Below are 18,248 nucleotides of genomic sequence, written 5' to 3' on the forward strand. Positions count from 1 at the left end.
GGTCTCAGAAGTTGTTGGTGACCGTCGCCCGGCCGCGGGCGCTCTGCTTGCCGATCGAGTTGTGGGTGGTGCGGTGGAACACCGCGTAGGTCGCCCCCGTCCCGCCGGCGGAGCTGTTGACGCGCCGCACCCGGCGCCGGACGTAGACGACGGCCGCGGTGGCGGAGCCGACCACCAGGGCAACGAACGCGATCGCCAGCTTCATGAACTCGATCGCCTCGTGCAGGGCGGGCTGAGCGGCGGCCAGGCCCATCCCGGCCAGCCACAGCGTCACGCCGGTGGACACCGAGATCGCGCAGCCGAGCATCACGGCCTGGCGCACGGCGAGCGGCAGCCCCTGCTCCTCCTGCCCAGCCCCGGCGCCAGCGCCCGGGACGACCGGGAGCGGCTGCGGGATCTGGGGCTGCAGGCAGGCGGGCGCCTGCTGGTTGATGATCCGGGCGGGCTCGGCGCCGCGGCGGTCGAGGGGGTGGGTGACGATCCGGCCGTCCGGGGTGACGCCGGAGATCTGGTCGAAGGCGAGAAGCAGGGAGCCGTCGGCGCTCTCCAGCACGGTCTCGCGGTTGGTGGGCAGGGTGTTCATCGGGGTCCTTCCAGGACCGCGGCGTGGTAGGCCCGGCCCAGTTCGGTGATCGTGACGGGGTCCTCGTTGCTGTCGCCGACGTCGATCAGCTGATCGGCGGCGAGTTCGCGGAAGGTCGCGCTGCGCACCACGTAGCCGGTGCCGTGCAGGCACCAGCGGTCGCGGGTGCGCTGGTCGAAGTGGAGGCCCTTGCCCTGGTCGTGCTCGGCGAGGACGCCCAGCAGGCGTCGGGCTGGGGACCCGTGGCGGGTCGTCGGTTCGGGCACGGTCGCGGCTCCCTTTCTGCGTCCGGCCGGTTGGCCGCGCAGCCCACCAGAGCGCCGCGCCGAAGACGTGGGAACGGGCGGCGGGCGAGCTGGTGGGCAATGCGGTCAACCGGTCAGGCCGGCTCTCCGGCTTCGAACGCCAGCAGGACCGAGCTCGCGGCGGCGTCGGTGAAGTACCGGGTCTCGCGCCAGGTCGCTCCGCCGTACTCGGCGGGCACGTAACTCAGCGACACCTCCGCAGCGTGCGGGTCGTCGTCGCCGTCCTGGCAGTCGTCGAAGGCGAGGAGAAGGGCGGTCAGCTCGGTCTGGGCGAGCAGCCGTCGCTCGCGGTGGTCGGGCTCGTCGTCGGTGGCCAGTTCGAGGGTGACCTCGGTCAGGTCCTCGTCCAGGGCGGCGTCGGTGCTGTCAGGGAGGTCGGCGCCGGGGACGAGCGCCGGGGTGGGCTCCGTGCTTGGCAGCGGCGGCCAGGCCCGGAACAGGAGCCCCTCCCCGTAGGGCGGGGTCAGCAGCGCCATGCCGGGCAGGACGTGCTCCGGATCGCTGCCGGGTCGGCCGGCGAGCAGTTCGATGAGGTTGCCGTTGCCGAAGAACCGTCCGAGCTGGCCGGGAGCCCGGATGCCGGGCGTGTCCACCGAGCGCAGGCTCATCCCGCCGCGCCGGGCGAGGCGGGAGATCGACTCCAGGTCCTCCCGGATCCGCTCGTCGTGCCCGAGCAGGTCCGAGAGGCCGATCAGCGTCAGGGTGAGCAGCTTGTGCTCGGGGGTGGGCCGGTAGGGCTGGAACGTCGGCTGCCCGGTGCCGGCCTGGACCCGGGTGAGGACCAGCTCGCGCGCCTGGGCCAGCAGCTCGACGGCGCCGCTCACGGTGTCGGTGCTCCGGGCCAGCAGGGGGTGCCCGGCCTGGGTGCCGCGCAGGTCCACCACCCACGACGTCACCAGGCCCGAGTGGAGCTCGGCGGCCCACAGCGTGTTCAGCAGGGCGCTGATCCCGCTGCCGGGGAGACCGGTGATGGCGGTGGGGACCGCGCCGTCCGGGTCGTACAGCTCCAGCGTGGCGTCGTTGCCTTCGGGGTGGCGGCCGATCGCGATGGTTCCGGCTTCGGGCTCGAACAGCGTCTCGACGCTGGGTCGGTTCGGCATGGTCTGCAGGTCCGCGAGCTGCTTCGCGGTGGGAGTGGTGGTCACGGCGGTTGTCCTTCTGGGATGGCGCAGGGCACGGCAGCTGGTGCTGCCGTGCCCTGCTGGGTTGTTCGGTTGTCGGTGCCCGGGGACGGTCAGCCGGCGAGGGAGAGTGCGTCCGCGAGGATCTCGGCGTGGTCGAAGGCCAGGTCGTCGGGGAGGTCGGTGAGGGGGACCCAGCGCACGGCGGCGGCGTCGTCGCCGGCGTTGGCCTGGGTGCCGGCCGGGACGGTGACCAGGTAGGCGTCGGTGATGTAGCGGCCGCGGGGGTCGCGGCCGGGGGCGTCGTAGCGGCCGACCAGGCGCAGCTGCTCCTCGTCGGCACGCACGCCGGTTTCCTCCTCCAGCTCCCGGACGGCGGCGGCGAGGGCGCTCTCGTCGTCGTCGATGTGGCCGCCCGGCAGGGCGAGCTTGCCCTTGTGGGGCGGCCAGCCGCGCTCGATCAGCAGGACCTCGCGGGTGCCGCCGGCGGCGGCGGACCTGATGCACACCACGTCGGCGGTGTGGCGGACGGTCTCGGTGTCGGTCATTCGTGGTTCCTCTTGTCTGGCCCGCGCGGTGGCGGGCCGGTCTGGGGTTGGTGGTGGGGCCGCCGCCCGGGCGTGTTGCGCCCGGGCGGGGCGCGGCTACTTGCGGGGCGGGATGGTGGACAGGGTGGCGAAGACCTTGGCGGCCTCGACGGTCAGGTGGGCCTGGTTGTAGTTGCCGTCGGTGCCGAGCTGGAGGGCCTGGTCGATGAGCTCGCGGGCCCGGTCGGCGTCGGTTCCGGTGCGGCCGAGGAGGTTGTTGAGGGTGTCTATGACGGACATGAGGTTGTTCCGTTCTCGGTGTCGGCCGGCGGGCCGCCGGTGGGGTCGGTGGGCCGGGGCCGGGCCGCGCGGGGCGGCCCGGCTGCTCACTTCCAGCTGGGGCCGGAGTGCCGGATGCAACTGCGGTGCACGTAGTACGTCTGCGTCCCGGAGCCCTGGCGGACGACCTCGCCCTCGGCGACCCACACCGTGAGCCAACCGCTGATGGTCGTACGGACGGTCGGGTAGCCGAGCCTCTTGAGCTCGGCCTCCATCCGGGAGGGGCCGGTTCCTTGCGGTCCGGCGTCCAGCAGCAGGCGCATGGCCGCGTCCTGCGGCGAGGGTCGGCCCTGCTGCGGCAGCTCGGTGCCCGCAGCAGCCGGTGCGGGCGCCGCGTCGCCGGGCCCGACCGGTGCGGTCGGCGCCTGGGGCTCGGACTCGGCCGGCACCGGTGCGGCGGCCGCGCGGTCCGCGGTGCCGCTGTTGTCGACGACCAGGCGCAGTCCGCTCTCGCCGGGCGGCGGGGCGGGGCGGTCCTGGACCGGCGGCATGGCCTGGGCGGCCGGACCGTCAGCACCGGCCGGTGCCTGCTGCTGGGCGGCGAGCCGGGCGCCGTGCTTGGGGAAGAGCTTGTCCCACCGCACGGTGCCGGGCTGGACGACCTGCCCGGTGCCGGACCGGGAGGTCACCACCGGGTCCTCGCCGAAGGTGCCGCCCGGCCCGGCCGGGTTGGAGGCGCTGGGCACCGGTACCACCGTGACGCTGGTGTACGGCACGGTGACCGGGTGGAGCGGCTCGTCCGGGTACAGCAGCGGCAGGGTCCGGGCCCAGCGGCTGCCGTAGTAGATCCCGTAGTCGACGTCCCGGCTGATCTGGTCGAGCAGCGGCCGGCGCTCCCAGACGCCCTTGGCGATGGCGTCCATGTTCCGCGGGTCGAGCATGTACGCCTTGAACGGGCGCGGCTTGGTCGACTCGTAGGCGTTGAACCCGCAGCCCGGCCACGGGGCGTCGCTCGGGTCGACGCTCTGGTACCCGGCGAACAGGTAGCTGAGCTCTTCCGGGTCGGTGACGAACATCCCCCAGCGCCAGGTCGCCCGCTTCTTCATCGGAACGGGGATGCTGTCGCTGGTGGCGCGCAGCGAGGCCACCAGGACCCGGACGCGCATGGCGCGGCCGGTGTTCTGGATGGTGACGATGTCGTTCTTGATGTCGTTGGGCAGGTCCGCGGTCTCGTCGACGACGATGACGATCTCGGGGACGTCCGGTCCGACGGGCAGCTTGGTGTCGTTGACCTCCCGCATCCGCCGCTGGTAGCGGGTCTTGCGGCGCTCGATGATCTGGATGCCCATCCGGACCATTGCGCGGGCCTCGTCGTGGGTCGGTGCGACCCAGTCGAGGACCGGGCGGGCGTAGGCGCCGTCCAGGGCCCACGAGGTGAGCCAGGGCAGTGCCAGGCCCGCGCCGGTGGTGTCGATGTGCCACACGATCGCGTCGACGGTGCGCAGGAGCTGCGCGTTGATGACGCCGAGGGTGTTGGTCTTGCCGGAGCCGGTGTCGCCGATCCCGAGGCCGCAGATGTAGGCGAGCGAGCCCAGCGTCGGGGTGGCGTCGCGGTGACGGCCGATCTCGAACGGGTTGTCGATGCTGGTCGGGGACAGGTCCATCGGGAACGGCAGGTTCTGCGCCATGACGTTGACGGTCGAGACCCGGATGATCGCTGTTCCCTTGGCGCGGCCGGCTGCGACTTCGACGCCGCAGCCCTCCGCCAGGCGCAGGTCGGAGCCGAAGCCCTCCTCGTTCGCCTTGACCTGCTTCCAGGTGACGCCGCCCGGGGGCAGCAGCACCTCGACGGTGTAGCCGGTGTTCGCCTCCCAGGTCGCGATGCCGACGACGCGGCAGCCCTGGATGTTGGTGACCCGCTGGATGCGGGCCTCCCACTGCTGGCCCCACCGGTTGTGCTCCTCCTGGCGGCCGCGGGACTCCTTGGCGTCGGCCTGCTTGCGGCGGCGCACCTTGACGGCCTCGTCGTGCCTGGTCGACGCCGACCAGGAGACCCGGCCGAGCACCAGGCCTGTGGCCAGTGCGGCCAGTGCGGTCGCCGACCACGGGACCTGGATGCCGGCGGCCCAGGACGCCCAGCCGCCCGCTGCGAGCCACAGTGCGGCCCGGTAGGCGAGGGTTGAGCGCTCGGCGCCCTCGCGGGCCCCGCTGATGATGGTGCCGGCGGCGCCGCCGCCGGCCACGGCCAGGTCCCACCAGGGGTTCAGGCCGGTGACGTAGGTCAGGCTGGCCGCCGTCAGCGTGCTGCTGGCGGCGGTCAGGGCTGCGGTGTTGAGGGTGTGCGGTGCCCTCCAGTCCAGTTCGTACGGCATGGGTTACGCGCCTCCCTCGGGGACGTTCCACATCTCCTCGCCGTTGCGAGGGTTCTCGTTGTTGTCGATCTCCTTGGCGTGCAGGCGCCGGAACGCGGGCTGCAGCTCCATGGCGGCGGACTCGGCCTGCTTGAGGCCGTGGACGATGTCGCCGGCCATCTCAGCGATGACCGCCTCGACCGGCCAGATCTCCGCCGAGCGGACGGCGATCGAGGTGACGGTCTCGGCCAGGTGCGCCAGGCCGACGGGGATGCCCTCGTACTCGGCACCCACCGCCATGGCGCCCGCGCCCATGCCCATCCCCTTGGGAGACCAGTTGTTGTAGACGGTGCGGACCTCCTCGGCCGCGGTCTCCAGCACACTCGGGGCGAACCAGAGCGAGCCGTCCGACTTCAGGCCGCCGACGTTCCACATGTCCTCGCCCGGCCGGGGCTCCTCGTGCCGCAGCAGGTCGTCCTTGTGTGCCTGCCGGAAGGCGGGCTCCAGGTCGTCCGCGTAGGCCGCGGTGCTCTCCAGGATCTGGGCGACCTCGGAGACCTTCTCCGCCATCGCCGGGTCCATCGGGTACTGCGTGGCCGAGTTCTCGGCCAGGGCCATCACCGCGCCCATGGCGTGCCGGATCGCGCCGGGCAGCCCCCGGTACTCGGCTGCCACCGACGCCATGACCGGCGGCTCGTAGGAGCGGTAGGCCTCCGCCACCGCTTCAGCCGACTGTGCGAACACCGACACGTGCTCTCCCTTGCTGTTCGTGGTGGCCATGCCGGCCACCGTGGGTGCCGTGGAGCCCGGGTCGTCGACCGCGTGCGCCACGTCGTTCTCGTCGCCGCCCGAGTCCAGTTCGTCCTCGGCGGCCTGGTCGGCCCGGCGCTCGGCGTCCATCCGGGCCCGGGAGCCGGCTCCGAGCCAGCCCCAGATCTTGCGCCAGACCCGGGCCGGCCAGTCCATGCCGAACCCGGTGAACGGCCGATAGCCGAACACGGCCGGGATGTTGGCGAACGTGCCGACCAGCAGCCCGAACGGGGCCACGACCAGCGAGGCCAGCGTCGCCAGGAAGCCCGCCCCGGCCATCCGAGCCATGTGCTTGGCCCACCGCTTCCCGGCCTTGCGGGCGTGACGGCGGGCGGCGGCCGAGGAGGTCCATGCCTTCGCCGACCGGTCGCGGCCCCAGGCGAACATCCGCCGGCCTGCGCGGGCGGCGCCGGCCTTCGCCTTGTCCCAGTCCTTCAGCACCTGCGGCCGGTCACCGCCGCGCTCACGGGCGGAGCGGTTGCGCGCTGCGCCGATCCCGTCCCGGCCCCGGCCGCTGTCGCGCGCCCCGCCGGAGGCCGAACCGCCGCCACCGGTACCGGCGCCGGTCCGGGAGCCGGACCCGCCACCGCGGCCCAGGGTGCTGCTGCGCCCGGCCGCCGAGGTGAGCCGGCCTGCGCCGGTCCCCGACGTGGAGGTCCCGCCGCGGCCGTTGCCGTGCGTGCCCTTCAGGCCCGAGGTCCCGTTGCGGGTGGTGCCGCCCGCTCCGGTGCCGCGCTGCGCCGCACCGCGGCCGGAGGTGGTACTGCCGAGCGTGCCCAGCGGCTGGCGGGTGGAGCCTGTCGAGCCGGAGCTCCGGCCGCCCGTCCCGCCCGCACTGCTCCGGCCGCCGCCGGTTGCGCCGGAGCCGAAGAAGCTGCCGCTGCCACCGGACCGGCCGGCCGGACCGCGGCCTGCGCCGCCCGCGCCGCCGGAGCGGCGCTGACCGCCTCCGGCACCGCCGCCGGAGCGGCTGCCGGTCAGCCAGCCTCCTATGCCCCGGCCCGCTCCACCCGCCGCCGAACCGGCACCGCGCGCGGCGGCCCCGGCCGCACGGCCACCCGCCTTGGTCGCGGCCGCGGCGGTCCGGGCGGAGCGGACCGCGGCGACACCCGCGATCCCGGCTCCGGCCGCCGTCGCGGCTCCCGCCGCCACCACACCGGTCATCCCGCCGTAGTAGCCGCCGCCGCTGATCGCGACCACCGCGAGGTTGGCGCCGTTGACGAGCAGCGGCACCGCCGCGACCCGCCCGCGCTCGGGCTCCGCGCTCTCCTCCTCCGGCGGCTCCTGCGCCTGTTCGTCGTCCAGGTAGACACTGTCCGGCTCGTCGTCGGGGCCCGGAGGGGGCGCGAGTTCCGGGTCCGGGGCAGGTCCGGCTTCCGCCGGCTGGGGCTCCGGGTCGGGGCCGGGCGGCGGCGCGGTGGCGCCGGAGCGGACCGGGGCGGGCAGGACGAAGGCGGGCTTCTCGGGGGCGGTGGGATCGGTGACTGCGGACGTGGACGTGGTCATGTTCGGGACTCCTCTGGGACGGACGCCGCAAGGGCGGGGAGGGGCGTCCGGCCGGGTCGGGGAAGCGGCGCCGGGGCGGGACGGAGAGGGGCGGAACGAGGTGTTCCGCGCGGTCGGGGAGCTCCGCCCCGCCGACTACGTTCCGTGCTTGTCGTCGTTTGTAGCGACGACAGCGAAAGGGGGGGTGAGGACCCCCCGTCCCCCGGAAAACGGGGGGTTCTGCCTTGCTGTCGCCTGTAGCGACAACAAGCGACAACAAGCGATTTCGTAACTGTAGGTGATTATTCGGGGTCGGTGCCAGGCCTTTCGGCGGCCCGTCGGACCGCCGTCCGGACCCCCCGCCGACAGGTCACCGGCGGGGGGCAGGACGGGATATCTGGCACCCGTCTTCGGGGGTTCGCGCAGGGCCGGACCGGGTGCCGCGAGTGCGCGTTCCGAGCCGGTTCGAGCAGTTCCCGAAGGCCTGCGGCTACCGCCCGGCAGGGCCCCCGGGGACCCCGGCCGAGAAGGCCGGGGAGCCCGGGAGAGAGCTTCGCCAGAGGCAGTCGCAGACCCTGCGGGGGCCGGTGCAGTCAAGCCGGAGCATGGGCCAGCTCCTTGGTGTGCGCCTTGCCCAGGTCGACCCCGGACTCGGACGGGCCGGCCGCCTGCTGCGCCTCGGCGCCCTCGGCGGCCGCCGTTTCGCCGGCCTTCTGGTGGAGCTGGCGGGCCAGGTCCATGACGCGCTGGGCGCGCGCCTGGTTGACGCCCAGCCAGGCCTGGGTCTTCTTGATGCCGCCGGTGCTGAACGTCTTGCCGTCCGGGTTGATCCGAGCCAGCAGCAAAGGAGCGAGCTCCTCGTCGGTGCGGGTGTCGGAGTCCGTACCCGCCAGCGCGTCGTCGGGCCACGGGGCCGTACCCGGGTCGGTGTCCGTACCCGGCGCGGCCGTACCCGCCCACTGGTGGGTGAGCGTGGTGGCCGTACCCGGTGCGGGGCCGTCGGCCTCGCCGCCCGTACCCGCCGTGGGTCGGACGGGACCGAGGTCGTACTCGTACACGCTGTCCGCGACCGGGCCGGGCACCTCATCCGTACCCGTGTCCGCCGCGCTCGTACCCGCTCCCGTACCCGGCAGCGGCTCCGGCTGAGAGCCCGGACGCGGGGCGGGTACGGTCGTACCCGCCGTGACCTGCGAGTTCGCGGCGGGTACGGCCTGCTTCGCCGTACCCGTACCCGCGTCGGCCGTACCCGGGTACGGCCTGTCAGCCGTACCCGTTGTGGCCGGGTACGGCCGCTCGCCCGTACCCGTACCCGTACCCGCCGTACCCGGGTACGGCTCGGCGGTCGTACCCGTACCCGCCTCAGCCGTACCCGTACCCGCGTCGGCGGCGACCGGGTACAGCCCGCTGGCCGTACCCGTACCCGCCGGTGCCGTACCCGGGTACGGGCCGAGCGCCGAGTGGGTACGGACCCGATCACGCGGGTACGGCGCGGTGCCCGTACCCGTACCCGCCTCGGCCGTACCCGCTCCCGGGCCCCGGCCGCCTGACGCCGTACCCGCCTGGTCGGTCAGCCGGGTCTGCATCGCCGTCTCGACGTCCTTGGTGCTGCGGAAGTTCAGCCGCGCGTACTCGGGAGTACGCACCCGGCGCAGCAGGGCCGTCATGACCGCCTCGTGGTCCTCGATCGGCACGCGGGCCTGGGCGAGTTGGGCGAGGCGGTCGGCCCGGGCTATCCGGGCGTTGATGAACCGGCCGGTGCGGGCCGGGGTCTTGGGGTCGCCCAGCAGCTGGCGCAGGCGGTAGAGGCGGTAGCCGGCGCGGTCGATGCGGACTTGGCGGGTGGCTTCGGTCTGGGAGATGTGCTCGTTGGCGGCCAGGGCGAGCTGGACGCGCACCCACTCGACGGGGTGGCACATCCGCACCAGGCTGAGCTTGCGGTCCAGCCACTGCCCGGCCTTGCGGGCGGACAGCTCGCGCATCGCGAGCCGCTCCTCGATCGAGCCGAGCTCGAAGAGGGTGGCGGCGATGATCGGCCACACGGCGCGGGCGACCATGCCCATGGTGTCGGAGGCCTCCGAGGCACTGAAGGCGGAGGATGTCGCAGCCAGGACCCACACCAGCACGCCGGAGGGGCCGGGCGACTTGCCGCTGCGCGAGCGGCGCCGCGCCCGCATGCCGCAGACGACCGCGGCGACGTCGAGTGCGGCGAACGGCATCCAGTCCCACGGGGGCTGAAGGTGGATGACGTGGCGTCCCAGGCGGCGAAGGCCGTCTGAGGACAGGCCGGCCGCGGCGGAGGCCACCAGGACGGTCAGGACGTCCTCGACCCGGCGGCCCCGTACGTCCGAGAGCTCCTTGCGCCGCTCGGCCTCGTCCTCGGGCAGGTTCTTCTGCTCCTCCAGTTCGCGCTCGACCCGGCGCCACATGCGCATGGCCAGAATGCCGGCGACCGCCGCGACCCCGATGCCGAGCAGGAGGTTGAGGTGGTCCGAGAGCCAGTTGACGGGGACGAAGTCTCGGATCTGGGAGAGGGGGGAGGCCGTCAGCGACGGCCCGGTCTGGTTGGTCATCAAGGTCTGCTACCTCTTCGATCGGCCGGGCGCGGCGGCGCTGGCGGGTGCCGTTGCCGGTCGGGCCGGATCGGCGGCGGGGAATCGGTCGTCGGTGCGGCGCAGCAGTTCGTCCAGGGCGGCGAACTGGTCGAGGAGCCGGGCCTCAGCGGCGTCGGCCTCGGCCTGGAGCGCGTCCGCGTCGGTGGGCTGGTCGCCTCCGGGGCCGGCGGGCTGGGTGGGCCCGTCGGCGGTGGGGAGGTAGACCGGTTCGAAGCCGGCCTCGATGTCGGCGGCCTCGGCGGGACTGAGGTGGTGCCCGGGCTCGTAGATGTCGGGCTCGGGCAGGCGTCGGGCTCGAAGCGTCCGTACCGCCGCGACGATCAGCAGCAGCACGGGCAGGAGCACGAGCGCGGTCGGTGCGGGCGGAACGGGCATGGTGCCTCCGCGACAGGGGTTCGCGGGCCGGGCTGTCCGGCTCCCGTCACCGCCCGGGGCCCCGCGTCGGGGGTACCGGGCGGATCCGGCAACTGGCAGAGAGGGATGGTCAGTCCTTGTCGGCGGCCCGCTGGCGGGACGCCCGGCGCTTCATCGAGCGGCGTTCGTCCTCGCTCACCCCGCCCAAGACGCCGTGGTCCTGGTTGGTGTCGAACGCCCATGCGAGGCAGGTGTCCCGGACCGGGCATCGACGGCACACCGCCTTCGCCTCCTCGATCTGCAGCAGGGCGGGGCCGGTGTTCCCGATCGGGAAGAAGAGCTCCGGGTCCTCTTCCCGGCAGGTGGCGCGGTGGCGCCAGTCGTTGGTCGCCGTCTCCCCCGTAGGGGCAGGCGGGGCCACCGGCAGGTAGTCGGCGGCGGCCCGGCTCAGGCGGTAGAGGTCGCCGGGCTCCTGCGGCCGGTGAACGTTGAGCAGGTAGGGGTAGTTCACTTCGTGCCCTCCTTCGGGCTCGCGGGCGGCGACTTCGGCTTCGCGTCGCCGCCGCCGATGTAGCTGCGGCACAGCAGGTGCTCGTACACGGGGATGTCCTCCGGGACGTGGGTCCGGCCGGGCGCTCCGCCCGGCCGGTCAGGCCGCGATCTGCCCGGCCTCCCGGTCCGCCTGGTAGCGGAACGGCGGCCACGGGCGGATCGGGGTGGTCGGGGCCGGCGGCCGCGACGGCTTGCGCACAGCGCGGGCCTTCTCGCCGTTCGGGTAGCGGCCCGAACGGCACACGAAGCGCGGGTCGGCACGCTTCTCGTTGAACGGGGACGTCCTCTTCAGCGCCTCGGTCTCGGCCGCGCTGCGCCGGTCCGGGTTGTCCTTGGGGGTGATCTTGGGCTTGGGCGTGTTCGGGTGGGCCATGTGGCCTCCTGGTCGGTCTCGGTGGAGGGGACCGGGGTGGTCCCGGAGCTCCCCATCGCCGCCGGCCGCACCCAAGCACCGCGCTGGTGCGCGGGCGGCAGCCGGGGGTCAGGGCAGCCACGGGGCTGCTGAACTGCGTTCAGTCGTCGCAGTCGTCGTCGTGGTCGTGGTCGTGCTTCCTCGGCTTCTTCGACGGCGTCTTCGAGACCTTCGCCGACGGCTTGGCCGTGGACGGCTTCGTGGTGGACTTGGCCACCAACTGCGCGGCGGCCTGCGACTGCTGACCGCAGCCGTCGGACCGCTCGTCGGAGCAAGCGGTCAACACGGCGGCCGCCATGACGACCGCCGCGACGCCGAGTACCAACCTCGTCAAGCGCTTCATGGGCTTCCCCTTCGAACCGGAGGGGACCTCGGTGGTCCCGGAGCTCCCCGTCGCCCCCGGACACCGGCGCCACCGCACTGATGCGCGGGACGTCGGTGGCCGGGAGGTCAGGGCAACCACGGGGCAAGATCAGCCGACCTTCGGGCCAGCTGCGCCGGAACGGGCCGTCTGGACCTGCTCCGGAGTCGAGCCGTAGACCCGGGCCACGTTGGTGAAGGCCTCCGCCTTCATCACCGCCATCGGGTCGCCCGGGTTAGCAAGGGCCTCGTTGATCGCGCCGCCCGCGAGCTGGGCGGCGAGCTGGGCGTCGCTCTGGTCCGACATATCGAGCTCCTTCCGGAGCCGGGGCGGTCCCGGAACTCCCCTTTCCGCCCCGGCTCGACGGCGCGTCAACCGCGCTACCGGACCGGGGGTTCAGGGCAACCACGGGGCTGCTCGATGTGCCCGTCCGTCGCGCGCTCGCAGCGGATGGGCACGCCGCCGGTGGGGCGGGACTGGCCGGCCTTTCGAGGCCGGCGACCGGGTGGGCATCAGATCCGCCTGCTCACCTACGACGGGGCGAAGACCGCACGGTGCGGGTGGCACGCCGCGAGGGCGTGTTCTCCAGAGCCGGACACCGCTGGCAGAGCGGCGGAGCCAGAAAGGGCTCCGCTTCGCCGACGGCATCCCCTGCCGTCCTTGGGGGGCGATCTGTCTCATCTCGCCCTCAAGCTCGGGACCCGCTGCTCCTCCGCACCCTGGGGTGTCGTGCCTGCCAGCACGAAGGAGGAGCAGCTGCGGCCGGCGGCTCGTCGTCCGTCCCCGAGGGGTCGGACTGCGGAACCGCGGCCGGCGCTTCCGCGCCGGTCCCGTCATTGCAATGCTCATGACACGCTGTTGAGTTCTCAAGGTCCGGTTGCTGCAGGATTCAGTCCCCCCTCGGGGTCTGCCTCCGCGCATTCGATCCACCGCTCTCGCGATGAGCCACCGTTAATGCACTCAGAGTGATCACTTGGTGGCGGAGCTGGGCCTAGCCAGGTCCCCAACCCCCGTGCCCGCCAATCGGGTTACTCACGGAGGAAGGGCAGTCGCTAGAACTGCTGCTCCATAGGGTGGTGAACGGCCAGGTGGCGCTAGCCCCGGCCCGCGGCCTTCGCCGCGTCGATGCGCGCCTGCTGCTCGCGCGCCTGACGAAGGGCCTCTTCCGCCTGCTGGCGGGCCTGATCCTGCGGCGTCACCGGGGACCACCGGCCTGGTGGTCGGAGACCGCGAGGTTGACACGGGCCACGTGCGCCTCGACCGAGGCGGCGAACTGCTGGGTCGTCAACGCCGGCTGAACCGGAGTCGGCTGCTGCGCCTGCTGCGGCTGGGACTGCTCGGTGGCGCTCATGCGGCCACCAGCCCGTTCGCGTCGACCCGGACGGAGACGGCGAACCGGCCCCCGGAGGTCATGGTGGCGACGGTGGCGATGTCACCGGTGTGGCTGACGTCCTCGGACTCCAGGGCGCACACGATGGACTCGAAGCCGACCGGCGAGACGGCCCCCAGGTTGAGGGTGCCCGCGGCACCGAGCTCGACGGCGAGCCCCAGGAGTGTGAACATCGCGGCGAAGCGGTCCTCGGCGATGTCCTCCTCGGACAGCCCGGCCGCCAGGAGCTCGGCGGTCCTGCTCGCGGCCGGCGCGGTGCGGAACTCCAGCACCGGCGCGACGGCCGAGTCGTTCATGGTGGGGTCGATGTGGTCGGACACTCCGACCTGCGGCAAACTGCTCACGGCGAGTTACTCCCTCAGATGCGTTGAGGTTGAAGGTGATCGCCATCCGGTGCGGCAGGCGTGCCGCACCAGCTGCGGGTCCGGGATTGCGAGTCCCGGGCCCGCAGTGCCTTTTCCGGGGTGCGAATCCCGGCTCCGACACAGCGATCTGGTCTGTCACCTGCGGCTTTCGGCTTGCGAGGCCGTTCCGCCTGGCGACGAGATAAGAATGACACACCATCAGCGACATAGTCAACGCTATTCCGGCACAGCTGCACTCACCTGTCCTATGCCGGTATAGCTGCACATGTGGTTCACTATGTCTTCCGACACTGAGGAACTGGATCACACAGAGGGGAGGACCCGGATGTCCCGCAAGTGGGAAGCCCTCGCGGCCGAGTTGACGCAGCTTTGCGCCCAGCTTGGACCGGGAGGCGTGCTTCCAAGCACCAAAGAGCTGATCGCCCAGGGGCGCGGTTCTCGGACGACCGTGGGGAACGCGTACAACGAGCTGATGCGACTCGGGCTGGTCAGAGGCGTTCCAGGGACCGGCTACATCGTGCGGGACAGGAGCGTCGTAGCAATCCCCTGGAGTCGCTACGGGCAGTCCGGCGCCGACGGCCTGGGCCCTTGGGAGACAGCCACGAGGGCCCAAGGGCTGAACGGAACCATGGCCTTGATCGAGGTCGCGACCGTTGAGGCGACGGTCAGCGTGGCAGCCAAGCTGGGCCTGACCGAGGCCACGAGCTTCCAGGTGACCCGCCGCACGAGGCACGCGATGATCAATGACGAAGTGCTCCAGATCCAGCTCGCCTCGTACCCCGTTGACGTGGCTCGCCGGTGCGGACTCGACCGCAGAGGGAAAGTGGAAGGCGGCACTCTGCCGGCGCTTGCCGCTGAGTTCCGTCTCGGGTTGGGCACAGAACGCATCAGTTTCCAGCGAGCCACCGACGCCGAAGTAGGTGTTCTGAAGCTCGCGCCAGGTGGATACGTGGCCCGCGTCGAACGGCTGCTCGTCGACGAGGACGGACAACCGCTGGAGCTCCTCCAGGTCGCCGCGCTTCCCGACCAGGTCGAGTTCGTCTTCGACGGGCTCGACTTCAAGAAGCTTTCCTGACGATGTCCCGTCAGCTGGCTCTTGGGACTCACCCATGACTCTTCCCCCTTGCCGTCAGGGCCTGGCGGCCGCTGCGGATCAAGCATGGCCAGACGATCGGGGGGCGGGGAGGCGTGGCGAGGGCAGTTACAGGCCAGTTGCGGGTCACTAGAGGGGCAGTTGGGCAAGTTCGGCGTTGCAGTTCAGGGAGGGAGTGCAATCGTGAGCATCCGCATCAGGCGTTGGACCGGCCGCGAGGCCATGTGCCTGAAGGAGGCGCTGCGGATGACCAACCTCGAACTCGCCGAGCGCCTGGGCATGTCGCCCACCTCAGTGAAGAACTGGCGCAGGGGAGGGGAGAACTTGGCGTGCAAGACAAGCACCAGTCAGCTGCTCGATCGGATGGTTGACCGGTTGAGCCCCGTCGAAGAGGAAGCGTTCCGCGGGTTGCTGATCGAGCACGGGGCCGAGTTCGAACTCGTCGATCTACCGCCCACGCTGGTGGGCGAGTTCAGCCTGACGTCCCACCAGTTCATCCCCCTCCACCTTGGACCCACCGCAGACGCCCTGCGCGCCGCCGCAGCGCCCAGCCCGCCTGGCCCGGCCGGCCTCGATCGTCGGATGCTGCGGTTGGCAACCGACGGAAGCCGAGACGGGACCCTGTACGTCTACGACTTCCACGTCGCCGTCCTACACATACGGCAGCCTCTCCGCCTGGACTCGGTCACTGACCTGGCGCTTTGGCGATATCCCTCCTACCTCGCTAATCGTGCCTGGGCGCAGCAGGTGGTATCCGTCTTGGTAACCGGGCTTCTGGGTGAGGCGGCGGGCGTGCCCGTGCCGGACTACGTGCTCTCGCTCTACGAGCTGCACCAGCACCCGTGGAAGGACGAGGTCTTGGACGCCGCGCTCCAGCTGCTGGCAACCCCTGGGGTACTGGTCGACCGCTCTGCCGACGAGGCGAACCCGTCGCCGCTCGGCGTCGAGGAAGACCGGCTCTCCACCGGCTGGCGTGATGGGGAGGCGGTCACGTTCTCCGGAGGAAGGGAGATGTCACGGGGCGTGGCTAGTTGGTCGGGCGTGGCCTACCACCCGGCTCCCGACGAACGAGCCCTTCCGGTCGGCAGCATCGTGGCGATGGAGCTCGACACTCAGGCCTTGTGGGCCCTGTCGGCCCATCTCCTGGGCCAGATCGAGGCGGGTTCCGACCCAACCCTGCCCGGTCATCTCGACTGGCGGTGGCTGAGGGGCGCGCAATTCCGCCTGACAGCAGCCCGGCCGACGGAGACGGTTCACGACCGGTTGATGCGGGCCGCGATCATCGGCACGAGCGACCTCCCCCAGCGCCTGCAGGGCGCCTGGACGGCACTGAAGGAGTCCTCTTGAGCACCGCGCCGCTCGGACCGCGGCTGGAGTCTGCGGTTCTGGTGGCGGTCGACGTCCAGGCCGGGTTCGTGAAGGAGTCGAGCCGGCACGCCGTCCCGGTGATCGTGGACCTGATGCGAGCTTGGCAGAGGGCGGGGGGTGCCACCGTCGTCGCCACGTTCACCAACCCTCCCGGCTCGCAGTACGAGAAGATCAGCGGCTGGAAGAAGCTGCGGACGCCCGAGGAGCAGGCCCTCGACCCCGACCTGTCCCTGCTGGCCGAGGTGGCCACAGAGCGGATCGTGAAGACGACGTCCAGCTTGTTCAAGGTGCCCGGAGTCCTGGATACCTTCAAGTCGAGGGGATGGACGGACGCGGTGTTCACCGGGATCGACACCGACAGCTGCGTCCTGGACAGCGCGTCCGACGCCTACCAGTACGGCATCACGCCCTGGCTCGTAGTCGACGCCTGCGCATCCTCCGGTGGCCACCAGTTCCACCAGGCCGCTCTCCTGCTCGCCGGTCGCAACTTCGGCCAGCACCTCCTCCTCACCAGCTCCGACTTGCACCGCACGCTCACTCAAGGGGGGTCTCAGTGACCACGACCGACGCCCAGATCCTGATCGTCGGGGCCGGTCCCGCCGGCTGCCACGCCGCCACCATGGCGGCCAGCGTGGGTATGACCTCGGTGTTGATCGACCCTGCGACCACCCCTGGTGGGACGCTCTGGCGCATTGGCAACCTCACCAACTTCCCCGGCTACTCGGACGGCCCCAGCTACGCCCGAGTCCTGGGCGAGGCCCTCGCCGGCATCGATGGGTACTGCACGCACGTTCGGGCAACTGTGGTTCGAATCGAAGCAGCCGACGATCACGTCCGTGCTGTACTCGCCGACGGCACGAGCCTCGTGGGCGAGCTGCTCATCGCCTCAACCGGAACCCGCCCGGCGAAGGCGGGTGAAGTCGGGTGGATCACTTGCAACCACGACTTCCCCACCCTCACCTCCTCGAAGCCCGATGGTCTGGGCGTGCGAACCGTCGTCCTCGGCGGAGACCGGCCGCTGGGAACCTGGCTTCGGACTCACTCGGAAGCTGGCCAGAACCTGACCGTCTGTCACACGGCAGGCGAGGCATACAAGGTCGACGAAGTCCGGCACGACGGGCGCGTGACGTTGCTCCAGGTCCGACGGGTCACGGTCACGGGGGACGGGCCCTTCGAGGTGCTCTTCGAGATGGCCGACGGTACCCACAAGGTGGCGGAGGTCGACTCAGTGCTCACGAACGTCGGCAACGTCGCCTCCTCTATCCCGGGACTCGGGGTCGACCCTGACGGTTTCTGCCCGCCCGCCGCTCAGCATCCTCGCGTCCTAACGGCCGGCGATCTGACCGCTCGGGTCGGCCAGCGGGTGGCCACCGCCGTTGGGGCTGGAGCAGGCGCCCCATTGGCCCTTCAGGCCCGTTTCCGGCGGCAGGCGGTGTGATGAACGGTCAAGCCCGACACACACGCGCGAGGAGTGCAATGGCGTGGCGGGAGAGGGTGTCTGTGGGCGTAGGATCAGACACGGTCCGCAACTGCTCGCGGGGGGTGGAATCCCTGCAAGGCGGTGAAGGTCCAGAAAGCCCAAAGCCCCGTTGCAACCGCGGCGGGGTGGAATAGTCCCCACCGGTCTCGGTTGCCCGGGGCCGGGGAGCCAGGAGCTGTGTGGTAGCGGCTCTACTGACTCCGCACACCTAGGAAGAGGTGGCGCTGTGATTCAGCGTACCCGTAGTTCAGCTCGCCGGTGCAACAGCACCCGGCCGGTGTCGCGCGGCTCACTGCCGCGCCCGGCTGCCACGGGCTTGCACATGTCTGAGATTTCCCAGGTCGGCGGCGTTGCCCGCCGTGTTGGGTTCACCCGTCCGTGTGGCGCCCGTGTTGTTGGGCTGGTCCGTTCGGGTTGTCCCTCGCTCCGTGTTGTCAGGAGCGTGGTGTCCGCTGCGGCCGCCTTGAGTGGCCGGCCCACTGCGGGGGTGGGGATGACCTAGGCCTACTGGGGCGGCGCGTCCGTCCGCTCGTCCTCCTGCCAGGGAGGGCTTGCGGTAGCGCCGCCCGGGAGCCAACCGGGTTAGCAGCCCGGTAGTGCGCCCAGATGTGTTCCTCGTGAGTGACCGCTTCGCCTTGCCGGGCGTCGCCTGTCGATTCGCACTTTCATTCGGTTCTACCCAGAACCGCGTCGGCCCGGTGAGGGGCTTCTGCGTGCCCTCCCGCGTCAGTAAGAGAGCACCGTCATGATGCAGCATCCCGCTGCCGTTTTCCACTCCGGCGTGCCCGCACGCCGTCGAA

The 18,248-nt window shown here is 71.8% G+C and carries 19 protein-coding genes; 4 read left to right on the plus strand and 15 right to left on the minus strand.

Annotated elements, in window-relative coordinates:
- Positions 1-4: 4 nt before the first annotated feature.
- From OG871_RS39875 to OG871_RS39945, 15 genes are all read right to left on the minus strand, one after another.
- Positions 5-583, minus strand: coding sequence for a hypothetical protein (locus OG871_RS39875; RefSeq protein WP_331727263.1), 579 nt, complete (start codon positions 581-583; stop codon positions 5-7).
- Positions 580-849, minus strand: coding sequence for a hypothetical protein (locus OG871_RS39880; RefSeq protein WP_331727264.1), 270 nt, complete (start codon positions 847-849; stop codon positions 580-582). Before OG871_RS39880 ends, OG871_RS39875 begins: the two co-directional genes overlap by 4 nt.
- Positions 850-962: 113 nt before the next feature.
- On the minus strand, positions 963-2,033 hold the full coding sequence (locus OG871_RS39885; protein ID WP_331727265.1) for a hypothetical protein: 1,071 nt from the start codon (positions 2,031-2,033) through the stop codon (positions 963-965).
- An 89-nt stretch (positions 2,034-2,122) separates the two neighbouring features.
- Entirely contained in the window at positions 2,123-2,557 is a 435-nt protein-coding gene (locus OG871_RS39890; RefSeq protein WP_331727267.1) for an NUDIX hydrolase, read from the minus strand.
- A 96-nt stretch (positions 2,558-2,653) separates the two neighbouring features.
- Complete coding sequence (locus tag OG871_RS39895) at positions 2,654-2,836, minus strand: hypothetical protein (protein WP_331727268.1); 183 nt, start codon at positions 2,834-2,836, stop codon at positions 2,654-2,656.
- An 86-nt stretch (positions 2,837-2,922) separates the two neighbouring features.
- The gene (locus OG871_RS39900) at positions 2,923-5,187 is read right to left on the minus strand and encodes a hypothetical protein (RefSeq protein ID WP_331727269.1); all 2,265 of its coding nucleotides are present in this window, start codon (positions 5,185-5,187) and stop codon (positions 2,923-2,925) included.
- A 3-nt stretch (positions 5,188-5,190) separates the two neighbouring features.
- Positions 5,191-7,482 carry a hypothetical protein gene (locus OG871_RS39905; protein WP_331727270.1) on the minus strand — a complete coding sequence of 764 codons (2,292 nt, stop codon included), beginning with the start codon at positions 7,480-7,482 and terminating at the stop codon, positions 5,191-5,193.
- A 572-nt stretch (positions 7,483-8,054) separates the two neighbouring features.
- Positions 8,055-10,031: a hypothetical protein gene (locus tag OG871_RS39910; RefSeq protein ID WP_331727272.1), complete on the minus strand. Its 1,977-nt coding sequence runs from the start codon at positions 10,029-10,031 to the stop codon at positions 8,055-8,057.
- 9 nt (positions 10,032-10,040) lie between these two features.
- Positions 10,041-10,448 carry a hypothetical protein gene (locus OG871_RS39915; protein WP_331727274.1) on the minus strand — a complete coding sequence of 136 codons (408 nt, stop codon included), beginning with the start codon at positions 10,446-10,448 and terminating at the stop codon, positions 10,041-10,043.
- A 109-nt stretch (positions 10,449-10,557) separates the two neighbouring features.
- On the minus strand, positions 10,558-10,848 hold the full coding sequence (locus tag OG871_RS39920; protein ID WP_331727556.1) for a WhiB family transcriptional regulator: 291 nt from the start codon (positions 10,846-10,848) through the stop codon (positions 10,558-10,560).
- Positions 10,849-11,076: 228 nt separating this feature from the next.
- Positions 11,077-11,352 carry a hypothetical protein gene (locus tag OG871_RS39925; RefSeq protein WP_331727276.1) on the minus strand — a complete coding sequence of 92 codons (276 nt, stop codon included), beginning with the start codon at positions 11,350-11,352 and terminating at the stop codon, positions 11,077-11,079.
- Between the two features lie 139 nt (positions 11,353-11,491).
- The gene (locus OG871_RS39930; protein ID WP_331727277.1) at positions 11,492-11,734 is read right to left on the minus strand and encodes a hypothetical protein; all 243 of its coding nucleotides are present in this window, start codon (positions 11,732-11,734) and stop codon (positions 11,492-11,494) included.
- 129 nt (positions 11,735-11,863) lie between these two features.
- On the minus strand, positions 11,864-12,058 hold the full coding sequence (locus tag OG871_RS39935; protein ID WP_331727279.1) for a hypothetical protein: 195 nt from the start codon (positions 12,056-12,058) through the stop codon (positions 11,864-11,866).
- An 889-nt stretch (positions 12,059-12,947) separates the two neighbouring features.
- A complete protein-coding gene (locus tag OG871_RS39940) occupies positions 12,948-13,103 on the minus strand; it encodes a hypothetical protein (protein ID WP_331727281.1) in 156 nt (51 codons plus the stop codon).
- Positions 13,100-13,486: a hypothetical protein gene (locus OG871_RS39945; RefSeq protein WP_331727283.1), complete on the minus strand. Its 387-nt coding sequence runs from the start codon at positions 13,484-13,486 to the stop codon at positions 13,100-13,102. Before OG871_RS39945 ends, OG871_RS39940 begins: the two co-directional genes overlap by 4 nt.
- Before the next feature lie 298 nt (positions 13,487-13,784).
- Here OG871_RS39945 and OG871_RS39950 point away from each other — a divergent pair, with 298 nt between their 5' ends.
- The 4 genes from OG871_RS39950 to OG871_RS39965 all read left to right on the plus strand — a co-directional run bounded on the left by OG871_RS39950 (position 13,785) and on the right by OG871_RS39965 (position 17,406).
- Positions 13,785-14,582, plus strand: coding sequence for a GntR family transcriptional regulator (locus tag OG871_RS39950; RefSeq protein WP_371503552.1), 798 nt, complete (start codon positions 13,785-13,787; stop codon positions 14,580-14,582).
- 201 nt (positions 14,583-14,783) lie between these two features.
- Positions 14,784-15,947 carry an XRE family transcriptional regulator gene (locus OG871_RS39955; RefSeq protein WP_331727287.1) on the plus strand — a complete coding sequence of 388 codons (1,164 nt, stop codon included), beginning with the start codon at positions 14,784-14,786 and terminating at the stop codon, positions 15,945-15,947.
- Complete coding sequence (locus OG871_RS39960) at positions 15,944-16,525, plus strand: isochorismatase family protein (protein WP_331727290.1); 582 nt, start codon at positions 15,944-15,946, stop codon at positions 16,523-16,525. The genes OG871_RS39955 and OG871_RS39960 overlap by 4 nt, the downstream gene beginning before the upstream one ends.
- Entirely contained in the window at positions 16,522-17,406 is an 885-nt protein-coding gene (locus OG871_RS39965; RefSeq protein ID WP_331727293.1) for an oxidoreductase, read from the plus strand. The genes OG871_RS39960 and OG871_RS39965 overlap by 4 nt, the downstream gene beginning before the upstream one ends.
- The last annotated feature ends 842 nt before the right edge of the window (positions 17,407-18,248 follow it).

This window comes from Kitasatospora sp. NBC_00374 (assembly GCF_041434935.1).
GTDB lineage: Bacteria > Actinomycetota > Actinomycetes > Streptomycetales > Streptomycetaceae > Kitasatospora.